Source organism: Pseudomonas sp. B10 (genome assembly GCF_900156235.1).
GTDB classification, from domain to species: domain Bacteria; phylum Pseudomonadota; class Gammaproteobacteria; order Pseudomonadales; family Pseudomonadaceae; genus Aquipseudomonas; species Aquipseudomonas siliginis.
On record NZ_LT707063.1, the window covers coordinates 1,413,302 to 1,430,068 of the forward strand.

The 16,767-nt window shown below is 60.5% G+C and carries 16 protein-coding genes and 1 pseudogene; 3 read left to right on the forward strand and 14 right to left on the reverse strand.

What is annotated here, in order from left to right; genetic code table 11:
* Positions 1-6: 6 nt before the first annotated feature.
* From mnmH to BXA01_RS06320, 11 genes and pseudogenes are all read right to left on the reverse strand, one after another.
* Entirely contained in the window at positions 7-1,110 is a 1,104-nt protein-coding gene (gene mnmH / locus BXA01_RS06270) for a tRNA 2-selenouridine(34) synthase MnmH (RefSeq protein ID WP_076563593.1), read from the reverse strand.
* Positions 1,110-2,144: a selenide, water dikinase SelD gene (gene selD / locus BXA01_RS06275; protein ID WP_076563594.1), complete on the reverse strand. Its 1,035-nt coding sequence runs from the start codon at positions 2,142-2,144 to the stop codon at positions 1,110-1,112. The genes mnmH and selD overlap by 1 nt, the downstream gene beginning before the upstream one ends.
* Positions 2,145-2,317: 173 nt before the next feature.
* The gene (locus BXA01_RS06280) at positions 2,318-3,427 is read right to left on the reverse strand and encodes a hypothetical protein (protein ID WP_076563595.1); all 1,110 of its coding nucleotides are present in this window, start codon (positions 3,425-3,427) and stop codon (positions 2,318-2,320) included.
* A 231-nt stretch (positions 3,428-3,658) separates the two neighbouring features.
* A complete protein-coding gene (locus tag BXA01_RS06290; RefSeq protein WP_076563597.1) occupies positions 3,659-4,774 on the reverse strand; it encodes a hypothetical protein in 1,116 nt (371 codons plus the stop codon).
* Positions 4,764-7,754: a toxin VasX gene (locus BXA01_RS06295; protein WP_442961924.1), complete on the reverse strand. Its 2,991-nt coding sequence runs from the start codon at positions 7,752-7,754 to the stop codon at positions 4,764-4,766. The genes BXA01_RS06290 and BXA01_RS06295 overlap by 11 nt, the downstream gene beginning before the upstream one ends.
* A 183-nt stretch (positions 7,755-7,937) precedes the next feature.
* A pseudogene (locus BXA01_RS27585) lies at positions 7,938-8,348 on the reverse strand (toxin VasX); the annotation flags it as partial.
* Positions 8,345-9,211, reverse strand: coding sequence for a DUF4123 domain-containing protein (locus BXA01_RS06300; protein ID WP_076563599.1), 867 nt, complete (start codon positions 9,209-9,211; stop codon positions 8,345-8,347). The pseudogene BXA01_RS27585 and the gene BXA01_RS06300, both read right to left, overlap by 4 nt.
* Positions 9,208-11,211 (reverse strand): type VI secretion system tip protein TssI/VgrG, encoded by a 2,004-nt coding sequence (gene tssI, locus BXA01_RS06305; RefSeq protein ID WP_076563600.1) that lies wholly within the window; start codon positions 11,209-11,211, stop codon positions 9,208-9,210. The genes BXA01_RS06300 and tssI overlap by 4 nt, the downstream gene beginning before the upstream one ends.
* A 172-nt stretch (positions 11,212-11,383) precedes the next feature.
* Positions 11,384-12,340: a quinone oxidoreductase family protein gene (locus tag BXA01_RS06310; RefSeq protein ID WP_076563601.1), complete on the reverse strand. Its 957-nt coding sequence runs from the start codon at positions 12,338-12,340 to the stop codon at positions 11,384-11,386.
* Positions 12,341-12,371: 31 nt separating this feature from the next.
* The gene (locus BXA01_RS06315) at positions 12,372-12,545 is read right to left on the reverse strand and encodes a DUF1427 family protein (RefSeq protein WP_007969534.1); all 174 of its coding nucleotides are present in this window, start codon (positions 12,543-12,545) and stop codon (positions 12,372-12,374) included.
* Between the two features lie 227 nt (positions 12,546-12,772).
* Complete coding sequence (locus BXA01_RS06320; protein ID WP_076563602.1) at positions 12,773-13,537, reverse strand: AraC family transcriptional regulator; 765 nt, start codon at positions 13,535-13,537, stop codon at positions 12,773-12,775.
* Between the two features lie 146 nt (positions 13,538-13,683).
* Here BXA01_RS06320 and BXA01_RS06325 point away from each other — a divergent pair, with 146 nt between their 5' ends.
* Both BXA01_RS06325 and BXA01_RS06330 read left to right on the forward strand, forming a co-directional pair.
* Complete coding sequence (locus BXA01_RS06325; RefSeq protein WP_016775403.1) at positions 13,684-13,911, forward strand: DUF6555 family protein; 228 nt, start codon at positions 13,684-13,686, stop codon at positions 13,909-13,911.
* Between the two features lie 49 nt (positions 13,912-13,960).
* The gene (locus tag BXA01_RS06330; RefSeq protein ID WP_076563603.1) at positions 13,961-14,233 is read left to right on the forward strand and encodes a hypothetical protein; all 273 of its coding nucleotides are present in this window, start codon (positions 13,961-13,963) and stop codon (positions 14,231-14,233) included.
* A 23-nt stretch (positions 14,234-14,256) separates the two neighbouring features.
* Here the strand turns inward: BXA01_RS06330 and BXA01_RS06335 are convergent, their stop codons facing one another.
* From BXA01_RS06335 to BXA01_RS06345, 3 genes are all read right to left on the reverse strand, one after another.
* A complete protein-coding gene (locus BXA01_RS06335; RefSeq protein ID WP_016775405.1) occupies positions 14,257-14,424 on the reverse strand; it encodes a metallothionein in 168 nt (55 codons plus the stop codon).
* 259 nt (positions 14,425-14,683) lie between these two features.
* Entirely contained in the window at positions 14,684-15,136 is a 453-nt protein-coding gene (locus BXA01_RS06340; RefSeq protein ID WP_039763438.1) for a DMT family transporter, read from the reverse strand.
* Between the two features lie 3 nt (positions 15,137-15,139).
* Positions 15,140-15,625, reverse strand: a complete 486-nt coding sequence (locus BXA01_RS06345; RefSeq protein ID WP_016775407.1) for a DMT family transporter — start codon at positions 15,623-15,625, stop codon at positions 15,140-15,142.
* Between the two features lie 113 nt (positions 15,626-15,738).
* Here BXA01_RS06345 and BXA01_RS06350 point away from each other — a divergent pair, with 113 nt between their 5' ends.
* Positions 15,739-16,674 (forward strand): LysR family transcriptional regulator, encoded by a 936-nt coding sequence (locus tag BXA01_RS06350; RefSeq protein ID WP_076563604.1) that lies wholly within the window; start codon positions 15,739-15,741, stop codon positions 16,672-16,674.
* Positions 16,675-16,767 lie beyond the last annotated feature (93 nt).

The following is a 16,767-nucleotide window of genomic DNA, read 5'->3' on the forward strand; positions in this document are numbered from 1 at the left end:
TGCACCTCAAGCCTTCTGACTCACCCTCGCACGCAAATACTCGATCACCGCCTGACGCTCCCCGGCAAACTCGATCCGCCCGCCCTTCTTCTCGCGCTGGAAGACATACATCGGGTCGTAATACTCACGCAGCAAACCCTCGATCCAGCCGCGATGCAGGTACACCGCGCCGCTGCGGCCCTGCTCGGCCAGCGCCTGTTCCATCAATGCCAGCATCCGCGAATGGCGCTCACCGCCGAGGCGTTTCTGTACGTTGTTGAGGCTTTCCAGCAGACGTTCGGAAAACAAGGCAAAACCGTTTTCGCCGTGCAGCGAAGCAAACTCCGCCGACAGATCGATGACGTAATCACGCAGGATCCGCTCGACACGATCCTCGAAACGATCCTCCAGCCAGACCATCGGGTACTGCTGCATGCCCTGATACAGCGGCAGCGGCAAGGCGCAACTGCCGACCACACGGCTCTCGTCTTCGAGCACAAACTGCTCGATCCCGGCATCGCGTTTCTTCAGAAAGTCGATGGCCAGGCGATTCTCGAAATCGATGTTCGACGGCTGCCCGGTGGCACGTTTGCCGAAACTGGAGCCGCGATGGTTGGCGTGGCCTTCCAGATCCACACCGTTGCGCAACTGCACCAGCACTTCGGTCTTGCCGGTGCCTGTCATGCCGCCGAGCAAAACGAAATCACACTGCGCAATAGCCTGCTCAAGGGTGTCGATCAAAAAACTGCGCATCGCCTTGTAGCCGCCGCCGACGCGCGGATAGTCGATGCCCGCCTCGTCGCGCAGCCACTGCTGGGTGATCTGCGAGCGCAAACCACCGCGAAAACAGTACAGATAACCATCGGGATGAGCCCGGGCGAAGTCGGCCCAGGCCTGGATGCGCTCGGCCTTGACTGCGCCGGACACCATTTGATGGCCCAGCTCGATTGCCGCCTGCTGGCCATGCTGCTTGTAGCAGGTGCCGATCTTCTGCCGTTCCAGATCATTCATCAGCGGCAGATTGACCACGCCGGGGAACGCGCCTTTGTGAAACTCGACCGGCGCGCGGGCATCCATCATTGGCCGGTCGTTGAGGAAAATGTCGCGGTAGTCGGTGCAGTCGCGGAGCATCAAATCACCTCGACCGCGTTCGTCTGTCGCTCAACCAGTTCGCCGATCGGCGCAAGGCTCAGGCCCAGTTCGGCGGCGACGCCGAGGAACTCGGCATTACCTTCAGGCGTGACCGCAATCAGCAGACCACCGCTGGTCTGCGGATCGCACAGCACGCGTTTGTGCAACTCCTGCACGCGGCCAACCTTGCTCGAATAGCTGTCGAAGTTGCGCAGCGTACCGCCCGGCACGCAGCCCTGATCGAGGTAGTACTCGACGCTGTCCAGACGCGGCACGCGGTCGTAGGCGATGCGCGCGGTCAACTGGCTGCCGTCGGCCATTTCCACCAGATGCCCGAGCAGGCCGAAACCGGTGACGTCAGTCATCGCGGTGACTCCAGCGAGTTTGCCGAAACGGCTGCCAGGCTTGTTCAGGGTGCACATCCAGTCGCGGGCGACACCGACGTCGGCGGCGCGCAACTTGCCCTTCTTTTCGGCGGTGGTGAGGATGCCGATGCCCAACGGTTTGGTCAGGTACAACAGGCAACCGGCGGTGGCGGTGTCGTTGCGTTTCATGTGGCGCTTTTCCACAAGCCCGGTGACGGCGAGGCCGAAGATCGGCTCCGGCGCATCGATCGAATGCCCGCCCGCCAGTGGAATACCCGCCGCGTCACACACCGAGCGACCGCCACGAATCACTTCCCGCGCCACTTCCGGCGCCAGCACATTCACCGGCCAGCCGAGGATCGCGATCGCCATCAACGGATCGCCGCCCATCGCGTAGATGTCGCTGATTGCGTTGGTTGCGGCGATGCGGCCGAAGTCGAACGGGTCATCGACAATCGGCATGAAAAAATCGGTGGTCGACACCACACCACGCTCGGCATCGATCTCATACACCGCCGCGTCATCACGCGAGGCGTTGCCGACCCAGAGTTTCGGATCGAGGTTCTGTGCGCCGCTGCCGGCGAGGATCACTTCCAGCACCTGTGGGGAAATCTTGCAGCCACAACCGGCGCCATGGCTGTATTGGGTCAGACGAATCGGCTCGCTCATGGGAGAGTCTCTGGCAATGAATGGGGCGGATTCTAGCAGAGCGCGAGCGCGCAGATTTTTGTGCTGACCGAGCGGCCCCCTTCGCGAGCAGGCTCGCTCCCACATTTGTACGGTGGTCTCCTGTGGGAGCTAGCCCGCTCGCGAAAGCAATCGAACCTGCCTGCACCGTCCAGTCAGCCCCGCCTGCAAACCTCAGCGAAAATCTGCGTAATCGGCCGATGCGGCTGGCGCTTGTGCATCCGCCGCACTTGTTCGCTCAGCCGCAGCAACTCTTCACTGGGCTTGGCCCATTGCTCTTTCGGCAGCGGCTCTGACCATGCACGCATGACTTCCGGCAGCGTCTGCTTGCCGATTCTTTCGAGTCGGCGCACTTCCCATTCGACCAAACGGTTTGGAATCGTCCATAGGGTCATAACGTGATACAGGTACCAAAAGAACCCCGACAGCCGCGAGCGCCGGCCTTCACGGATCTGCTGATGCATTCGCGCGCGGGCGTTACGGAAAGTGTGCAGGCCTTCGTGAGGCGGGTCGTCCGGGCCTTGCAGATCCTGCAAATCCTGAATTGATTTGAGGTCGTTGACTTCGTACTCCATGTAACCGCGAATCGCCTCCCAATGGCTGATCGCGAGCTCCAGGCCGGCGCATTGGAATTCCTGGCTTATGAGGGTTTCACCTTGGTAGAAACCGATGCCCATGCCGTATTGGCGGTGGATGCCGAACTGGGTGGCGCCCTTGGCTTCGATGATCCACGCGCTGAGCGACTCCCACGGGACAAAGACCGGCTCGATGGCGCCTTCGGGCATGAAGCAGACTTCGCGGCGTTGGCGGTTGAAGCGGGTTGGAATTAGGGAGAGGCGTTTTTTGTGGTGGTGGTGCCAGACGCCAATACCGATGAGCAAGATCAAGGGACCGCAAATTAATTCATTTTCCAACGCCACTTCGAATACACCAACCATTGATTCCCAAATCGCCTCGTTTCCATAGCCAAAAAGAATCCCTAGCAAGCCCGTAAATAAAGGAATTAAAACGAGAACCATAAAAGTTCCTGCGGTCGTCGCGCCGAGAATTAGCTGCCATGGGAATACCTCCAGTGAGCCGAGACCAAAGTCCATGTATCCGTCATTGAACGCTCCGATATGAGGTCCGTAAGGCGGCATTGATGTAGGTAATGGCAACGGTGCGAGGTAGGTAATCTTCCCGCTTGGGAACGGCTCAATATCGCCCGCTTTTTTAACCCCCTCATATTCCGAACTGGAAAGAGGATTACTGCGATTATTCAGCATGGTCGGCCCATTCGAGGTATTGAGTTTCTACCAGCAGAACCATCGGGTTTTCCTTGACCGACCCGGTAGCAACAACTGAGAAATGGCCGCCACCCCGAGGGTCTCCCACCTCGGCCAAGATCAACCGAAACATCCGCATCCAGCGCGGTCCCCTGTGGGAGCGAGCCTGCTCGCGAAGGCGCTCAAACAGGCAAAAAACCTCCCTCCCTCTGGTCACAAAACTGCTCTGCATCAGTCCACAGCCCGCCTGCAAACCTCAGCAAAAATCTGCGTAATCGGCCGGTGCGGCTGGCGCTTGTGCATCCGCCGCACTTGTTCGCTCAGCCGCAACAACTCTTCACTGGGCTTGGCCCATTGCTCTTTCGGCAGCGGCTCGGACCAGGCGCGCATGACTTCCGGCAGCGCCTGCTTGCCGATTCTTTCGAGTCGGCGCACTTCCCATTCGACCAAACGGTTTGGAATCGTCCATAAAGTCATGACGTGATACAGGTACCAAAAAAATCCCGACAACCGCGAGCGGCGGCCTTCACGGATCTGCTGATGCATCCGCGCCCGGGCGTTACGGAAAGTGTGCAGGCCTTCGTGGGGCGGGTCGTCCGGGCCTTGCAGATCCTGCAAATCCTGAATTGATTTGAGGTCGTTGACTTCGTACTCCATGTAACCGCGAATCGCTTCCCAATGGCTGATCGCGAGGTCCAGGCCGGCGCATTGGAATTCCTGGCTTATGAGGGTTTCACCTTGATAGAAACCGATGCCCATGCCGTATTGGCGATGGATGCCGAACTGGGTGGCGCCCTTGGCTTCGATGATCCAGGCGCTGAGCGATTCCCACGGGACAAAGACAGGTTCGGTGGCGCCCTCGGGCATGAAGCAGACTTCGCGGCGTTGACGGTTGAAGCGGGTTGGGATGAGGGAGAGGCGTTTTTTGTGAGCGTAGTGCCAGACGCCGAGGCCAATAAGAAGGATCAAGGGGCCGCAAATTGATTGGTTCTCGTAACCCGCTTCGAACACACCAACCATTGATTCCCAAATGGCCCCGGTTCCATAGCCAAAAATAATGCCTAGTAACCCTGTAACTAAAGGAAATAAAACGATGATCATAAAGGCGCCTGCGATTGGCCCACCGAAAATTAGCTGCCACGTAAATACCTCTGGCAATCCAAGCCCAAAGTCCATGTATCCGTCGTTTAACTCTCCAATATGAGGCCCATAAGGCGGCATTGCTGTAGGTAATGGCAACGGTGCGAGATAGGTAATTCTTCCGCTTGGGAACGGCTCTACATCGCCCGGTCTTCTAATCACCTCACTTTGCGCATCAACAAGAGGCTCATTGTGATTATTCAGCATGGTCGGCCCATTCGAGATATTGAATTTCTACCAATAAAACCGGAGGGTTTTCCTTGACCGAGCCGGGAGCTACTACAGCGAAATGGCCGGTATCCCGGGGGGCAATATGAATCACACGGGTTCGTGCTTCCGACTCGCCTCTGCCATTGACGGACTGAATACATATGGCAAGTTCTAGCGTTTCCTTTGCAGGCGCGTATTCAGAATCGGGGCGGACGGGGTATTGAAGGCAGAGCACCAAACCCTCTGGCGTCGATTTCACGATTCGCAAACTGCTTAATATCTCCTCACTGATCACTTCCTTGCGCGCTTGCGGCACCCAGCGACCATGCAGCGGTACAACAAGTCGATGGGCACCGATTCCCAAGCGATGACTCGGTTTACCGTTTAAAGGCGGCAGAAGATCATTTAGCGCCAGCCTCGGCAGAACCAAATGAATATCGCTCGGTTTGGCGCCAAATAATAAAGTCTTCAGCCAGGTGTCACTGGGATCAGGTCCTGATTGGGCGTAAGGAGCGTGTATCAAAAACGCCAGATAATTTTGATAGTCATCCAGGGAGTGGTCACCGCGCATCTGGTCATCACGGCTCCAGGGTGTGATTTTCAACCACTTGTCGTGGGCGGAGACGTTGTAGCGATTGAACAGCCAAGTACCGACAAACTCCAGAACAGTGAACAATGCACCGGCTAAATTGAAGCGAAAAAACACTAAAGAAAGACGTGTACCAGCGGCAGCCCAAGCGGCTGTTCGTGCAGAACTATTCGGTGCTGCTAAGACTTTAATGGAAGCATAAATGGTGTTACCAAACCCGTAGCCATTAGTTGCAATCATGCCTGTCGCGCCCAATGTCGCCATCGCAGCCGCAGTCTGCTCAGCTTGAGTCCCACTGCGAATCGCATCTTGCCACTTTCGATTTTGTTTTCCGAGGCTGGCACCAGAGGTGCTTAAACCCAAAACATAAGTAAAGAAGCCCAAACCAACATGCAACTTACCCATTTGCACACGAACCTGTCGCAGCGCTTCCAGCTGCAAACTGGCAACAAGGCTGGATCTTCGAGCCCTTAACGCTGTATCAGCAAGCCCCTGTGCAGCGGTAAAACCCGCCGCGCCTGTCGCGGCAAGGGCCGCGGAAAACTCCGCTCGTTTCTTCCTGTCCCTCGTCTGCTTCATCACCTCTCGATAAACCCCCACCAAATTCACCACCTGCACCAACACCACCAACAACCCCATCCCCTCCGTCCGCACCAGACTCGCCTTCGAAACCCCCGCCACCCCCGCGCGAATGTTCTCCAGCAACCCACGCAATTCCCCGTGCTGCGCCGGCGGAAACACCACCGTCACGCCCGCTTTCGCCGGTGTGGCGCCATACAGTCGAGCCGAGCGATCAGGCACCTCATCAATCGGGCTTAACGCTGCCGCCAGTCTTCCTTCGAACAAGGCCAGTTGCGTGCGCACGCGGACGATTTCCTGCTGCAATTCCACCGCCCGGGCGGTTTTGTGGCCTTGGCGGTTTTTGTTGTGGGTGAGCTGGTTGCGTTCACGGTTGAGGGTTTTCAGGTAGTCGCGTTCGCGCAGCACTTCCTTGATCGTGGCTTGCAGCGCCGCTTGTTCCGCCGGAGTGGACACGGTGAAGGTCACGCCGCTGGTTCGCGCGGCGTCGAAGACGCGCAGGCGCAGGGCTTTGGGCAAGCGCTGGAACAGTTCGTCGAGGTCGGGGATTTTCTCACCGGCAAGATCGAAGCCTTCCAGCGCTCGGCTCAGGCCCAGGTTCAGCGCCGGGCTGTAGGTGTCCTGCACCGCATCGGCGAGGACGCGGCTGTGTGCCGGCAGATCGTCGAGGGCCGGCAGCTGCGGCTGCTCGATGCTCTGCAATTTGGCCAGCCAGTCCGGCAGGTTGTTGAACATCGCCATGCCGGCGTTGAACAGCGTTGAATATTGCCCGGCCTGTTCGGTCTGCAAGCGCAGCGGCAAGGTGTAGAACAACGGGCGGGTCAGTTGCGGGTGCTGCTCGAGGTAACCGAGCATTTGCTCATTGGCCGCGTCGCTACGGCCGATGTCCTTGAGACAGGCGTATTCGCTGGCGAGCGCCTGATCGATCTGCACTTGCCCGTCGAAATACCACGCCGAGCGATGGAAACGCCCGGCGCACAGCAGTTGCGCGCGGTCGGCGGTGATGCGTTCGAGCAGGCGATTCCAGCGTCCGAGGTTGTCGCGATGATTGTTCAGCACCTCGTCCATCGCCGGGCGGTCGATCAGGTCGTTGATGCCGCGCTTACCGCTGAGCAATGGGCCGTCGAGCACGTCTTTCATGCGCCGGCTCTGATCCTTGCCGAGCTCGACCAGTGTGCTCAGATGACGCTCGACGAAATCGGCCGGGGCGACTTCAGCAAAATATTCGCGGGTGTAAAAGCGTCGGTCCGCCTCGGCGGTGACGCGAGCGTGCGCGGTGAAATCCGGGGCGACGCCATCAAAGCGGTTCAGCGCCAGTGACTCGTCCAGTGCCTTTTCGCGCTGGTGCTGCAGTTCAGGTCGAGCCCGGGTATCGGTCGGGACAACCTCACCACCCTTGTTCAAATACTCGAGCAGCGCCTGCCGGGTATTTTCCCGATCCGGTTCGGGCAATTGCTCCAGTTCAGCAAACAATGCCTGGGCGCGCGGATCGTCGCTGGCCTTGGCCAAAGTGTCGAAGTCCTGAGATCCGAGCTGGCTCAGCGACTCGATGTAACTGGCCAGCAGATAGTCGCGCTCGTTGTTGTCGGTGTTGCTCCACTGCTCGATCCAGCCGACTACCAGGTCCTGATAATCGGCCAGATCGCGCATCACGCCGAGGTCGTCGTTGACCAGCAGAAACAGCGTGTCGTCCTGATAAGGCCCGTGCACCCGCCCGAGAAACTCGCCGATATGCGCCTCGCGAAAACGTCGCGGGTTTTCCCACAGATAGGGTTCGCGTTCGTGCTCCGGCGCATCGCTGACCTGCACCGTCGGCATCCGCGTGGCGTCCGCCTCGGCCAGCGGTTTCGCTGTGCAGGCCACTTCCGCCAGCCACTGTTTGGCCTGGGCCACGGTAAGCAGATGCTCGCCGCCGATCAGACAATGCACCGGGCCGAGATCGACCGCCTGCATGAAGTGCTCGCGTTCCTCCACGCTGTCCAGCACCTGTCGGCACTTCGCCGCGCTCAACTGCACATCGGCGAAGGTCACGTAAAGGGTGCTTTTGCGCGAAAAGATCAACGCCGGACGTTCTTCGATGGCGCTGCGCTGCTCCTCGCTGACGCTTTTGCCGCGATGCAGCAATGCACTAATGACGCCGTCGAGCACGCGATATTCGTACAGCTCACCGCTGAGACTGTCGACGATGTACAGCCAGCCATCGCGCAGGCGGCGGATGCCCATGGGGCGCGTGGTCAGGGTGTACGGCAGCGTGAGTTCGGTGCTGGGGTCGAAGGGTTTTTCTACCAGGCCGTAAGCGAGGGGCAACAGTTGCACGTGGGTGTTGCGCAAGGGGCAGGCGGCTGGCGCACCAATGGGCGCTTTCGAGGCGGCTAACGCATCGAGGATGGCGGGGTGATTCATGATTGATGCCTCTCAGAGGCCCATCGAAAGGCCATTGCAGCGGCAATCGCAACGCGCTCGCCGGGGGATTGCAGCGAAGGTGTGTGCATCAGCTGATGGATCTGCGGATGCCGACTACACGCTGCATCGTCCAGCCATGCCACCACGTTGGCGTACAGCAGAATCTCGGACGGGCTGCTCAAGGCAAGCTCGCTGGCATGGGCGTGGATGCGTTCCAGCAATTGCCAACGTTCAACTGCCGTGTCCCCGACATGAAAATCAGGAAAGTGCTTGAGCAGGTGGGTATCGATGTCGAGCAACACCCGCCGCCGATCCACCCGATCCAGCGCGGCATCCTGCTCGGCGCTCAACCGATACGGCACCACCAGCGCCCCACCCTGCCCGTGCCGAGGTCGCTGACAGTGCCAGACTTCCCGCGCGCCATCCGCCGTGACCACGCACCCCAGCGGCCCGAACAGACTCGCATCGCCGCTGGCAAACAGCGCCTGCGCTACGGCGGCATCCGCCAGCCGCAACAACACCGGCGAGCCGACCGGCAACTCGACGATCAGCAACTGGCGCAAATGCGCGACGATTTCATGCGCCGGCGCGGCGCTGAACAGCAGCACGCCCCATTCCTGTTGGGCGTGCTGGCGATAAAACCGCGCCACCGGATCGTCAGCGTCAGCGAGCGCCACCAGCAGCGGCGAGACGTCACGCAGGGCCGAAAACGGTGGCTGGTCGTACAGCGCGAAAGCGTTGGCGGCGGGATCGAGCCTTCGCAGTTGCGCCGGTAGATCGGCGATCGTCGCACCGTCGAGCAGCACAAACGCCTGCTGCTCAGCCCACGGCAAACCTTCAGGCCAATCCGTCAAAAGGTTCATGCCTGGGCCGCCTCGCAAATCAGGCAACGCGAGGTCCGCGTGGTCAGCAGCGCATGCCGTTGCTGCACGGCATGGAACGTCGCCTTAAGCAACGGCGCGGCCCCCGGCAGCATGGGTTCCGCTGGCAGACACACCGTCGGCGCCCCGCCCTGCACCACCGGCACACTGCTGAAAATGCCGGCGGCGCCGACCGTCAGCCAATGCCCGCCAGCAGCCAGAGTGATCTGCAGGCCGCTGTTGAAAACCACCTGCTCGCCCGCGCCGAAATGCAGCTGCTGCGCCGCACTGACGCGCTGGCTGGCGACCCGCACATGCTGCTCGCCCTGCACCCACAGATGATCGTCCTGCTTGAGTTCAGTCAGGCGATTGCCGTGGGTCAGGTGATGTTCCTCGTCACGCAACTCAAGGCTGGAGACGCCGCCAATCACTTGGCTGTGCAGGTTGTCGATCTGCACACGCAAGTCGTTGAGCACGTGCTGCACCAAGTCGCGCTGCGCCCTGATGGAGATTTCTTCCGCGCCTTGCCGGTCCTCGATGCGCAGTTCGTTGTAACCACCGCCGCCGGGGCTGCTCTGGCTGCGCCAGATACTGCGCGTCTGTTGCGCAGGCAGGTCCAGTGGCACCGGGGTTTCGGCGTTGGGCAGGCAGGCGAGCACATGCGGTTTGTCCGGATCGCCATCGGTGAAGCCCACCAGCACTTCCATACCGACGCGAGGAATCTGCACGCTGCCGTAGCGGTCATGCGCCCAGGCAGTGGCCACGCGCAGCCAGCAACTTGACTGTTCATCACGCTGGCCGTCGCGATCCCAGAGCATTTGCACTTTCACGCGGCCGTAGGCATCGCTGTAGATTTCTTCGCCGGGCGGGCCGGTCACCACCGCCAACTGACTGCCGCTGACGCGCGGTTTGACATGCCTGAGCTGCGGGCGAAACACCACGTCCCACGGTGTCGCGACGAAATGGTTGCGATAGCCCTGACTGAAACCATCTGCGTCAGCCTGCTCGGTGAACGCTTCTTCGAGCACTTGCGGCTGTTTGCCGATGTGCTCGACCTCGGTCAGCAACCATAAATCGTTGCAGTCGGTGCGCGAGTAATCCGCCATGGTCATGAAACTGCCGCCGCGCATCAGCGCCTGATTGCTGCGCCCGTTAGCCAGACGATAGTCGGCACCATGGCGCTCCAGCGCACGCTGGCTAAGGTGCTTGCCGCGCTCGCGATGGGTGAACTGCCCGGGAAACTCATAATCTTCCAGCAGCGGAACCCGCGCTGCACTGGCCTTGGCATCCAACTGCACCGCAGGCTTTTCGAAGTGATAATCGCGGCGCTCGACGAGGTTGGAGCGTGGCTCCAGGCGCACAGTGAACTGGTCGATAACCGGCGCATCGGCAACCAGGCCGTTGCCCTGCACATAGCGCGTCGTCACGTCGTGTTTGAGGAACGCCGTTTGATCGTCGCCGAACACCAACAGGTGCGCCTCACGGCGGTGGCGGAAGTGAAAGTGCAGGCCCTCCTCTTCGCACAGCCTCTGGATGAAGTGCAGATCGGATTCCTGGTATTGCACGCAATACACCCGCGCCGGGTACTCGGCGCTGAGCTGAAAATGCCAGGCATCGGCCTGCATGCCGTGATCGCTCAACACATTGGCGATGATCTGCGGCACGCTCAGGTTCTGGAAAATCCGCTGATTGCGCCGGTGCGCGAGGTAGGCAAGGTGTGGCGCCAAGGTGATCTGGTAACGGCTCAGCCGAACACCGCAATCACCCTGGCCGACCCGATAGACCAGCCCGTGCATGCCGCTACCGTCGGCACCGAAACAGAGAAAGGCCGGCCGATGCAGTAAGCCTTCCAGATCCAGATCGGGGCGCTCGCTGACCAGCTCGAGATCCAGTTCGTAGGTCTGGTTGAGCACTTCCCGGGTGCGAAAACCGAACACTTGAAGATCGTGGGAAACGCCTTCTATCTCGAGAGTGAAAACAACGGGCCTGCCAGCGATGCGCATCCACCTGTCCCTGTGTCTGAGTGAAAGACGGGACTGTGCAACGGTGCACTGCAATGGGTGAAGTCAGACCTTTCCCTGTTTTGCCGGTCTGCGAGCGAAAAGGACATGGCCCACAGAGAAGCGGCCGGGATCCTACGGAAATGATCCCGGATCCTATGCCTTTCCCCTGTGGTCAGGGCAGCAAGATGATCTTGTCGCCACCGCCCTGATTGACCTCTTCATAGCGCGCCAGCCCTTCAGCCAGCGGCACCTCCACCAAGCCCTGCGGCAGTGGCAAGCGGTCCTCATCGAAGAACCGCCCGAACTGCTCGAGCATCGCCGCGCACGCCTCAACGCCGTACAACAACGAGTTGATCCCGACCACCGAACCGCCCTTGCGATACAGCGCCAGCGCCGGCAATTGCACGTGGCCGTCGACCGGCGCGGCGATGATGGCGATGCGGCCGAAGGTCGCCAGTGCCGCCACCGAGGCGGGCAGCCAGAAACCGGTGGTGTCGAAGATCACATCGGCGCCACCGCGATACACCGCGTTGACCTGCGCACCGAGGTCTTCTGGCTTATCCAGTTGAATCGTCTGATAGCCCTGCTTCTGCAAATCGGCTACCTGCTCGGGCCGGCGCGCCGCCGCCAGCAATTGCGCGCCGCGCACTTTTGCCAGGGCCAAAGCTGCGGTTGCCACTGCACCGCCGCCGATCACCAGCAAGCGCGTATCGGCGCTGACCAGGCTGCGTTCCAGTGCATCCCAAGCCGTGGTGTACGGCACGCCAAGGCTGGCCGCTTGGGCGAAACTCAGATGCACCGGTTTGTGCGCCACGCCGCTGGCCGGCAGTTTGACGAATTGCGCATGGGCGCCGTCAGCGAAGAAGCCCAGCTCGCGCCCGGTACCCCAGACTTCCTGACCGATCAGTGCTTGCGGCCCCTCGACCACCACCCCGGCAAAATCCCGCCCCGGAACCCGTGGCAGTGTGGTGTAAGGAAAACGCCCAAGGACGTTTTTCACATCGCTGGGGTTGAGCCCGGCAGCCTTAATCTGCACCAGCACTTCATCGGCGCCGGGCACCGGGGTCGGGACGTCGACGAAACGCAGGGAAGACAGGTCGCCGGTCTGATCGAATTGCAACGCTTTCATGGGCATATCCACCGAAAGAAAAAAGGGAAATTCAGGACAACCAGCCAGCGACCAGTTGCCGGCCCATCGGCCACAACTGCTCACCGGCCAACATGCCGAGCAGACCGACCAGCGCGATCGCCGGTGGTGCGGGAGAACGGAAATCGAGCGCGCCGTAGAGCAGGCCGACGCCCAGGCCAATGGCCAGAGAAATGAGGTAGTTCATGAAAGGAACTCCGCCGCGATAAGTGATGGGCAGAGTCTAGGGAAACGGGCGGAGCGGTATCGGCCAAGGACTTCTGAATTTCGGACAAAAACCCCAATTCACAAAGAACCTTGTGGGAGCTGGCTTGCCAGCGATAGCGGTGGGTCAGTCAACATATCCGTTGAATGCCAAGCCGCCATCGCTGGCAAGCCAGCTCCCACAGGGATCTCACAAATCAGACATTTGTCCTACACGGCAAATTGCGAAGGCGCTACGCCAAGCTCCCGGCGAAACATGTCGCTGAAGCTGCTCGGCGAATAACCCAGTTCGCGAGCAATGACGCTCACTGCCACGCCCTGAATCAACGCTGCCGCCGCCGTCGCCAACTGCACCTGCCGTCGCCACTCGGCGAAACCCATGCCGAGGCTGTCCTTGAACAAGCGCGCCAGCGTACGCACGCTGGCCCCGGCGTTCTGCGCATGCTGCTCGAACGGGATCTCCAGCGACGGCGCGGCCATCACCGCCTGACACAGATTCATCAGACGCCGGTCGGACTCGTCCGGCAGAGGAATCTTCAGTTGCGAACGCCTGGCCCGGCGCAGCTCCAGCAACGCCAGCCCGACCAGTGCCTCGTAATACTCGGCCTCGCCGGCATCGCCCTGCGCCACCAGCCCGACGATCAACTCGCGCAGCAGACCACCGACTTCAATCACCTGCACCGTCGTATCCAGCGTCGCCGCCAGCGCCGGGCGCAGGTAGATATTGCGCATCTGCAAATCCGACACCACACGAATCCCGTGCGGCACTCCCGGCGGCAACCACACCGCGCGCTGCGGCGGCACCACCAGCGCTTCGTGCGGGGTTTCCACCCACATCACCCCGCTCATCGCATACAGCAACTGCCCCCAGACATGCTCGTGCGGCTCGATGAACAAACCACGCGGATAGGTTCGCGCCAGCGGTTGCACGGGCACATCGGTGTCGGTCAGATCAGGGGGCGCGGCGAGGGCCATGGCGAGCGTTCACTGGGGGTTGGCGAAGCCGCCATGGTAACCAGCACGCCCCGCCCTCGCCAACGATAGCTACCGTCGGACAATCCGAATGAATTTTCCCGGCACAGCGCGATCCGTTTAATACCACAGGGAGGAATTCGGGCTTTATGAACAACGCAAAACTTTACGTCATCGACTACACACTGCATGGCACCCCCAAGTCGTTCATTATCCGCTCGGACAAAATGGACAACGCCGAAGCCTGGCATTGGGCAAGCTGCGACGCGGGCGTGGGTCGCATCCCGCGCTTCGGCCGCGAGAAAGTGCAAAAGACCAGCAAACCGATGGCAGAAAAATTCGGTCTGGAAAACGTCACCTGGCGCCAGACCAACTGACCCCACCGCCTCCACCGCAGGCTTGGCAATCGACAGGGGGAATCGACCGATGACCGACACTTATCACCCGGCCCGACTGGACTACGGCCTGACCACCTTCTTCGGCCAGATCACCAAAACGGTGAATTGCCAAGTCGCACTGGAAACGGTCGCGGATGACCCTTACCGCTTCACCTTGTGCGTTCAGGCACCGGTACCGGAAGACCTCCACCAAGCCAAGGTTGTGGTGGTCAAGGTCGAAGGGCGAACCTTGCAAGGCACGGTCAGGCACTTTGAACGACAGGACGACGACAGTCTGAAAATGGAAGTGGAGCCTGATTAGGCTCCACTTTTTTTTTGCCGCGCTTATTTCGGATGAGCGCAACCGCAACCCTTCATCGCACACTCTTCACCGTGTTTGTGGTGATGAGCGCAAGCCTCGCAGCAATAGTGTTTACCGTGTACAGCGTAGGAATGTTCGCCTTCTTTGATCGTGCAGTTGCAGCCCGGGCAGTCGCATTTTTTGTCGGACATGGGACAGACTCCTTGCGTGGTGGTTGTCTGAGGCTTGCGAGCAAGCCATATGGGACAGTGTAGAAGGTGGTGTTGCAGGCTGGCCAACTGTTGAGAGATTGGGCGACGCAGAGATGCTTCGCGAGCAGGCTCGCTCCCACAGGTGTTCGCCGCACAAAGCAATGAGCGTTAGCTCGAATAGCTTTTGATCTTGATCTCAGAGCCTGTCGGCAGGCTGAGCGGAGGGCAACACCCGCAGCACCGGATATGTACTCAAAAATCACTGCGCCTGCCGCGAACTCCGATACATAAACACCAAAGCCACCGCCAGACACACCATCGCCAACATCCGGCTCGAAGACAAGCCGATCGCCGGATTCCCCAACCAGCCAAAATTGTCGATCAACATCCCCATGCCCAACTGCCCGACAATCACCGCCACGGTCGCCACAGCCGTCCCGACCACCGGCACCGCGCCGACCATCACCATCATATACACCACGCCGAACAGCGCCCCGGTCAACTGCCATTTCGGCACCTCAAGCAGACTCACCGCCTGCGCCGGCTCGAAAAACAGAATCAACAACCCGGTCACCACCGCGCCCACCGCAAAGGTCAGCAGACTGCTACGCAGCACCCCCACCGTCTCACCCAGACGCCCATTGATCGCGGCCTGCACACTCAACACCGCACCGGCCAATACCACCACCGCCAACAAAATCACCAGACCCATCACTCACCCCCGCGCAATCAGAACCAAAGCCACCACAATCAAGCCCAACGCCAGCCAGCGCTCGCCGTTGACCTTCTTGCGCGTCGCGCCGAACCAGCCGAAATGGTCGATCAGCACACTCTTGCCGACCTGACCGGACAAAATCGCAATCATCGTCATGGCAATGCCGATATGCGGCGTCGCCAGCGTCAGCACCACCACGTAGATCGGCCCGAGAAAACCGCCGATCAACTGCCAGCGCGGCAACTCGGTCAGCGCCGGGCCTTTCTGTGGGCCGGCGAACAGCAAGAGCAAAAACAGAATCGCCGAACCCACACCGAAGATGCTCAACGTCGCCCACAAATGCCCGACCTGCTCACCCAGCGGCCCGAGTAATCCGGCTTCTACCGACAAGCCCATGCCAGCGAGAATCACCAGTGGCAGCAACAGCAGACGCAACACCGATCTTTTTACCGGTGCAGCAACCACCCCTTCATCCAACGTCTGCATACATAACCTTCCACGCTCAAAAACAATGGCGCGGATTATCGGCTGGCGCCGCTGTGCGATAAATGGGAGCATCCGGACAACACTTTTGCGCAACACGCACAGCGAGACACGGCATGCACGGGCTCAACGAACTCGGATTCAAAGCGTTAAGGCTGTTTGTGGCGGTCCTCGACCACGGCAGTTTTTCCGAAGTCGCCCGCCGCGAAGGGGTCGCGCCCTCCTCGATTTCGCGGCAGATCCAGTTGATGGAACAGGCGCTGAACCAGCAATTGCTCTACCGCCACACTCGCGCCGTCACCCCGACCGAAGCCGGGCGCACGCTCGGCCACCATGCGCGGCTGCTATTGGTGCAACTGGAGGAAGCCGAACAGGCGTTGCAGGAACAGCAAAGCGAACCCACCGGACTGGTGCGCATCAACGCCCCGGTGGTGTTTGGCCAACGCCATCTGACGCCCTGGCTGGGCGAGCTCTGCGCGCGCTATCCGAAGCTGCAACTGGATATCCAGCAAACCGACCATTACGTCGACCCGCTACAGGAAGGCGCCGACCTGCTGTTTCGCATCGGCGCGCTGCACGACTCGAGCATGCAGGCACGCATTGTGGCGCCGCACCGCTTTCAGGTCGCCGCCAGCCCGGACTATCTCAAACGCCACGGCACGCCGCAGCACCCGGACGAACTCGCGCAGCATCAGTGCCTGGCCTACAAAGGCGCGGCCGGTCAGCAGCGCTGGTTTTTCCGCCGTGATGGCGAGGACTGGACGCCGTACACGGTCAGAGGCCCGATCACCGGCAACCACGCCGACACCCTGACCCAGGCCGCTCAGCAGGGGCTGGGGCTGGTGATGTTTCCGTCGTGGCTGATTGGCGAAGCGGTACGCGAGGGCACACTGGTGCCGGTGCTGGAGGAATATCAGGTGTCGAACAGCCTGGAACCGCAGCAGATCGCCGTGCTGTGGCCGGGGAGCCGACGGTTGTCGGTGAAGGTGAGGACGGTGATTGATTTTTTTGTCGAGTGCTTTGGCGAGATTCCCTATTGGGACAGACCTTAAGCCCCACACAAATCCAATTGTGGGAGCGAGCCTGCTCGCGAATACGGTCCGTCTGATATCAGAGCAGCGTCTGATACACAGCTTTCGCGAGCA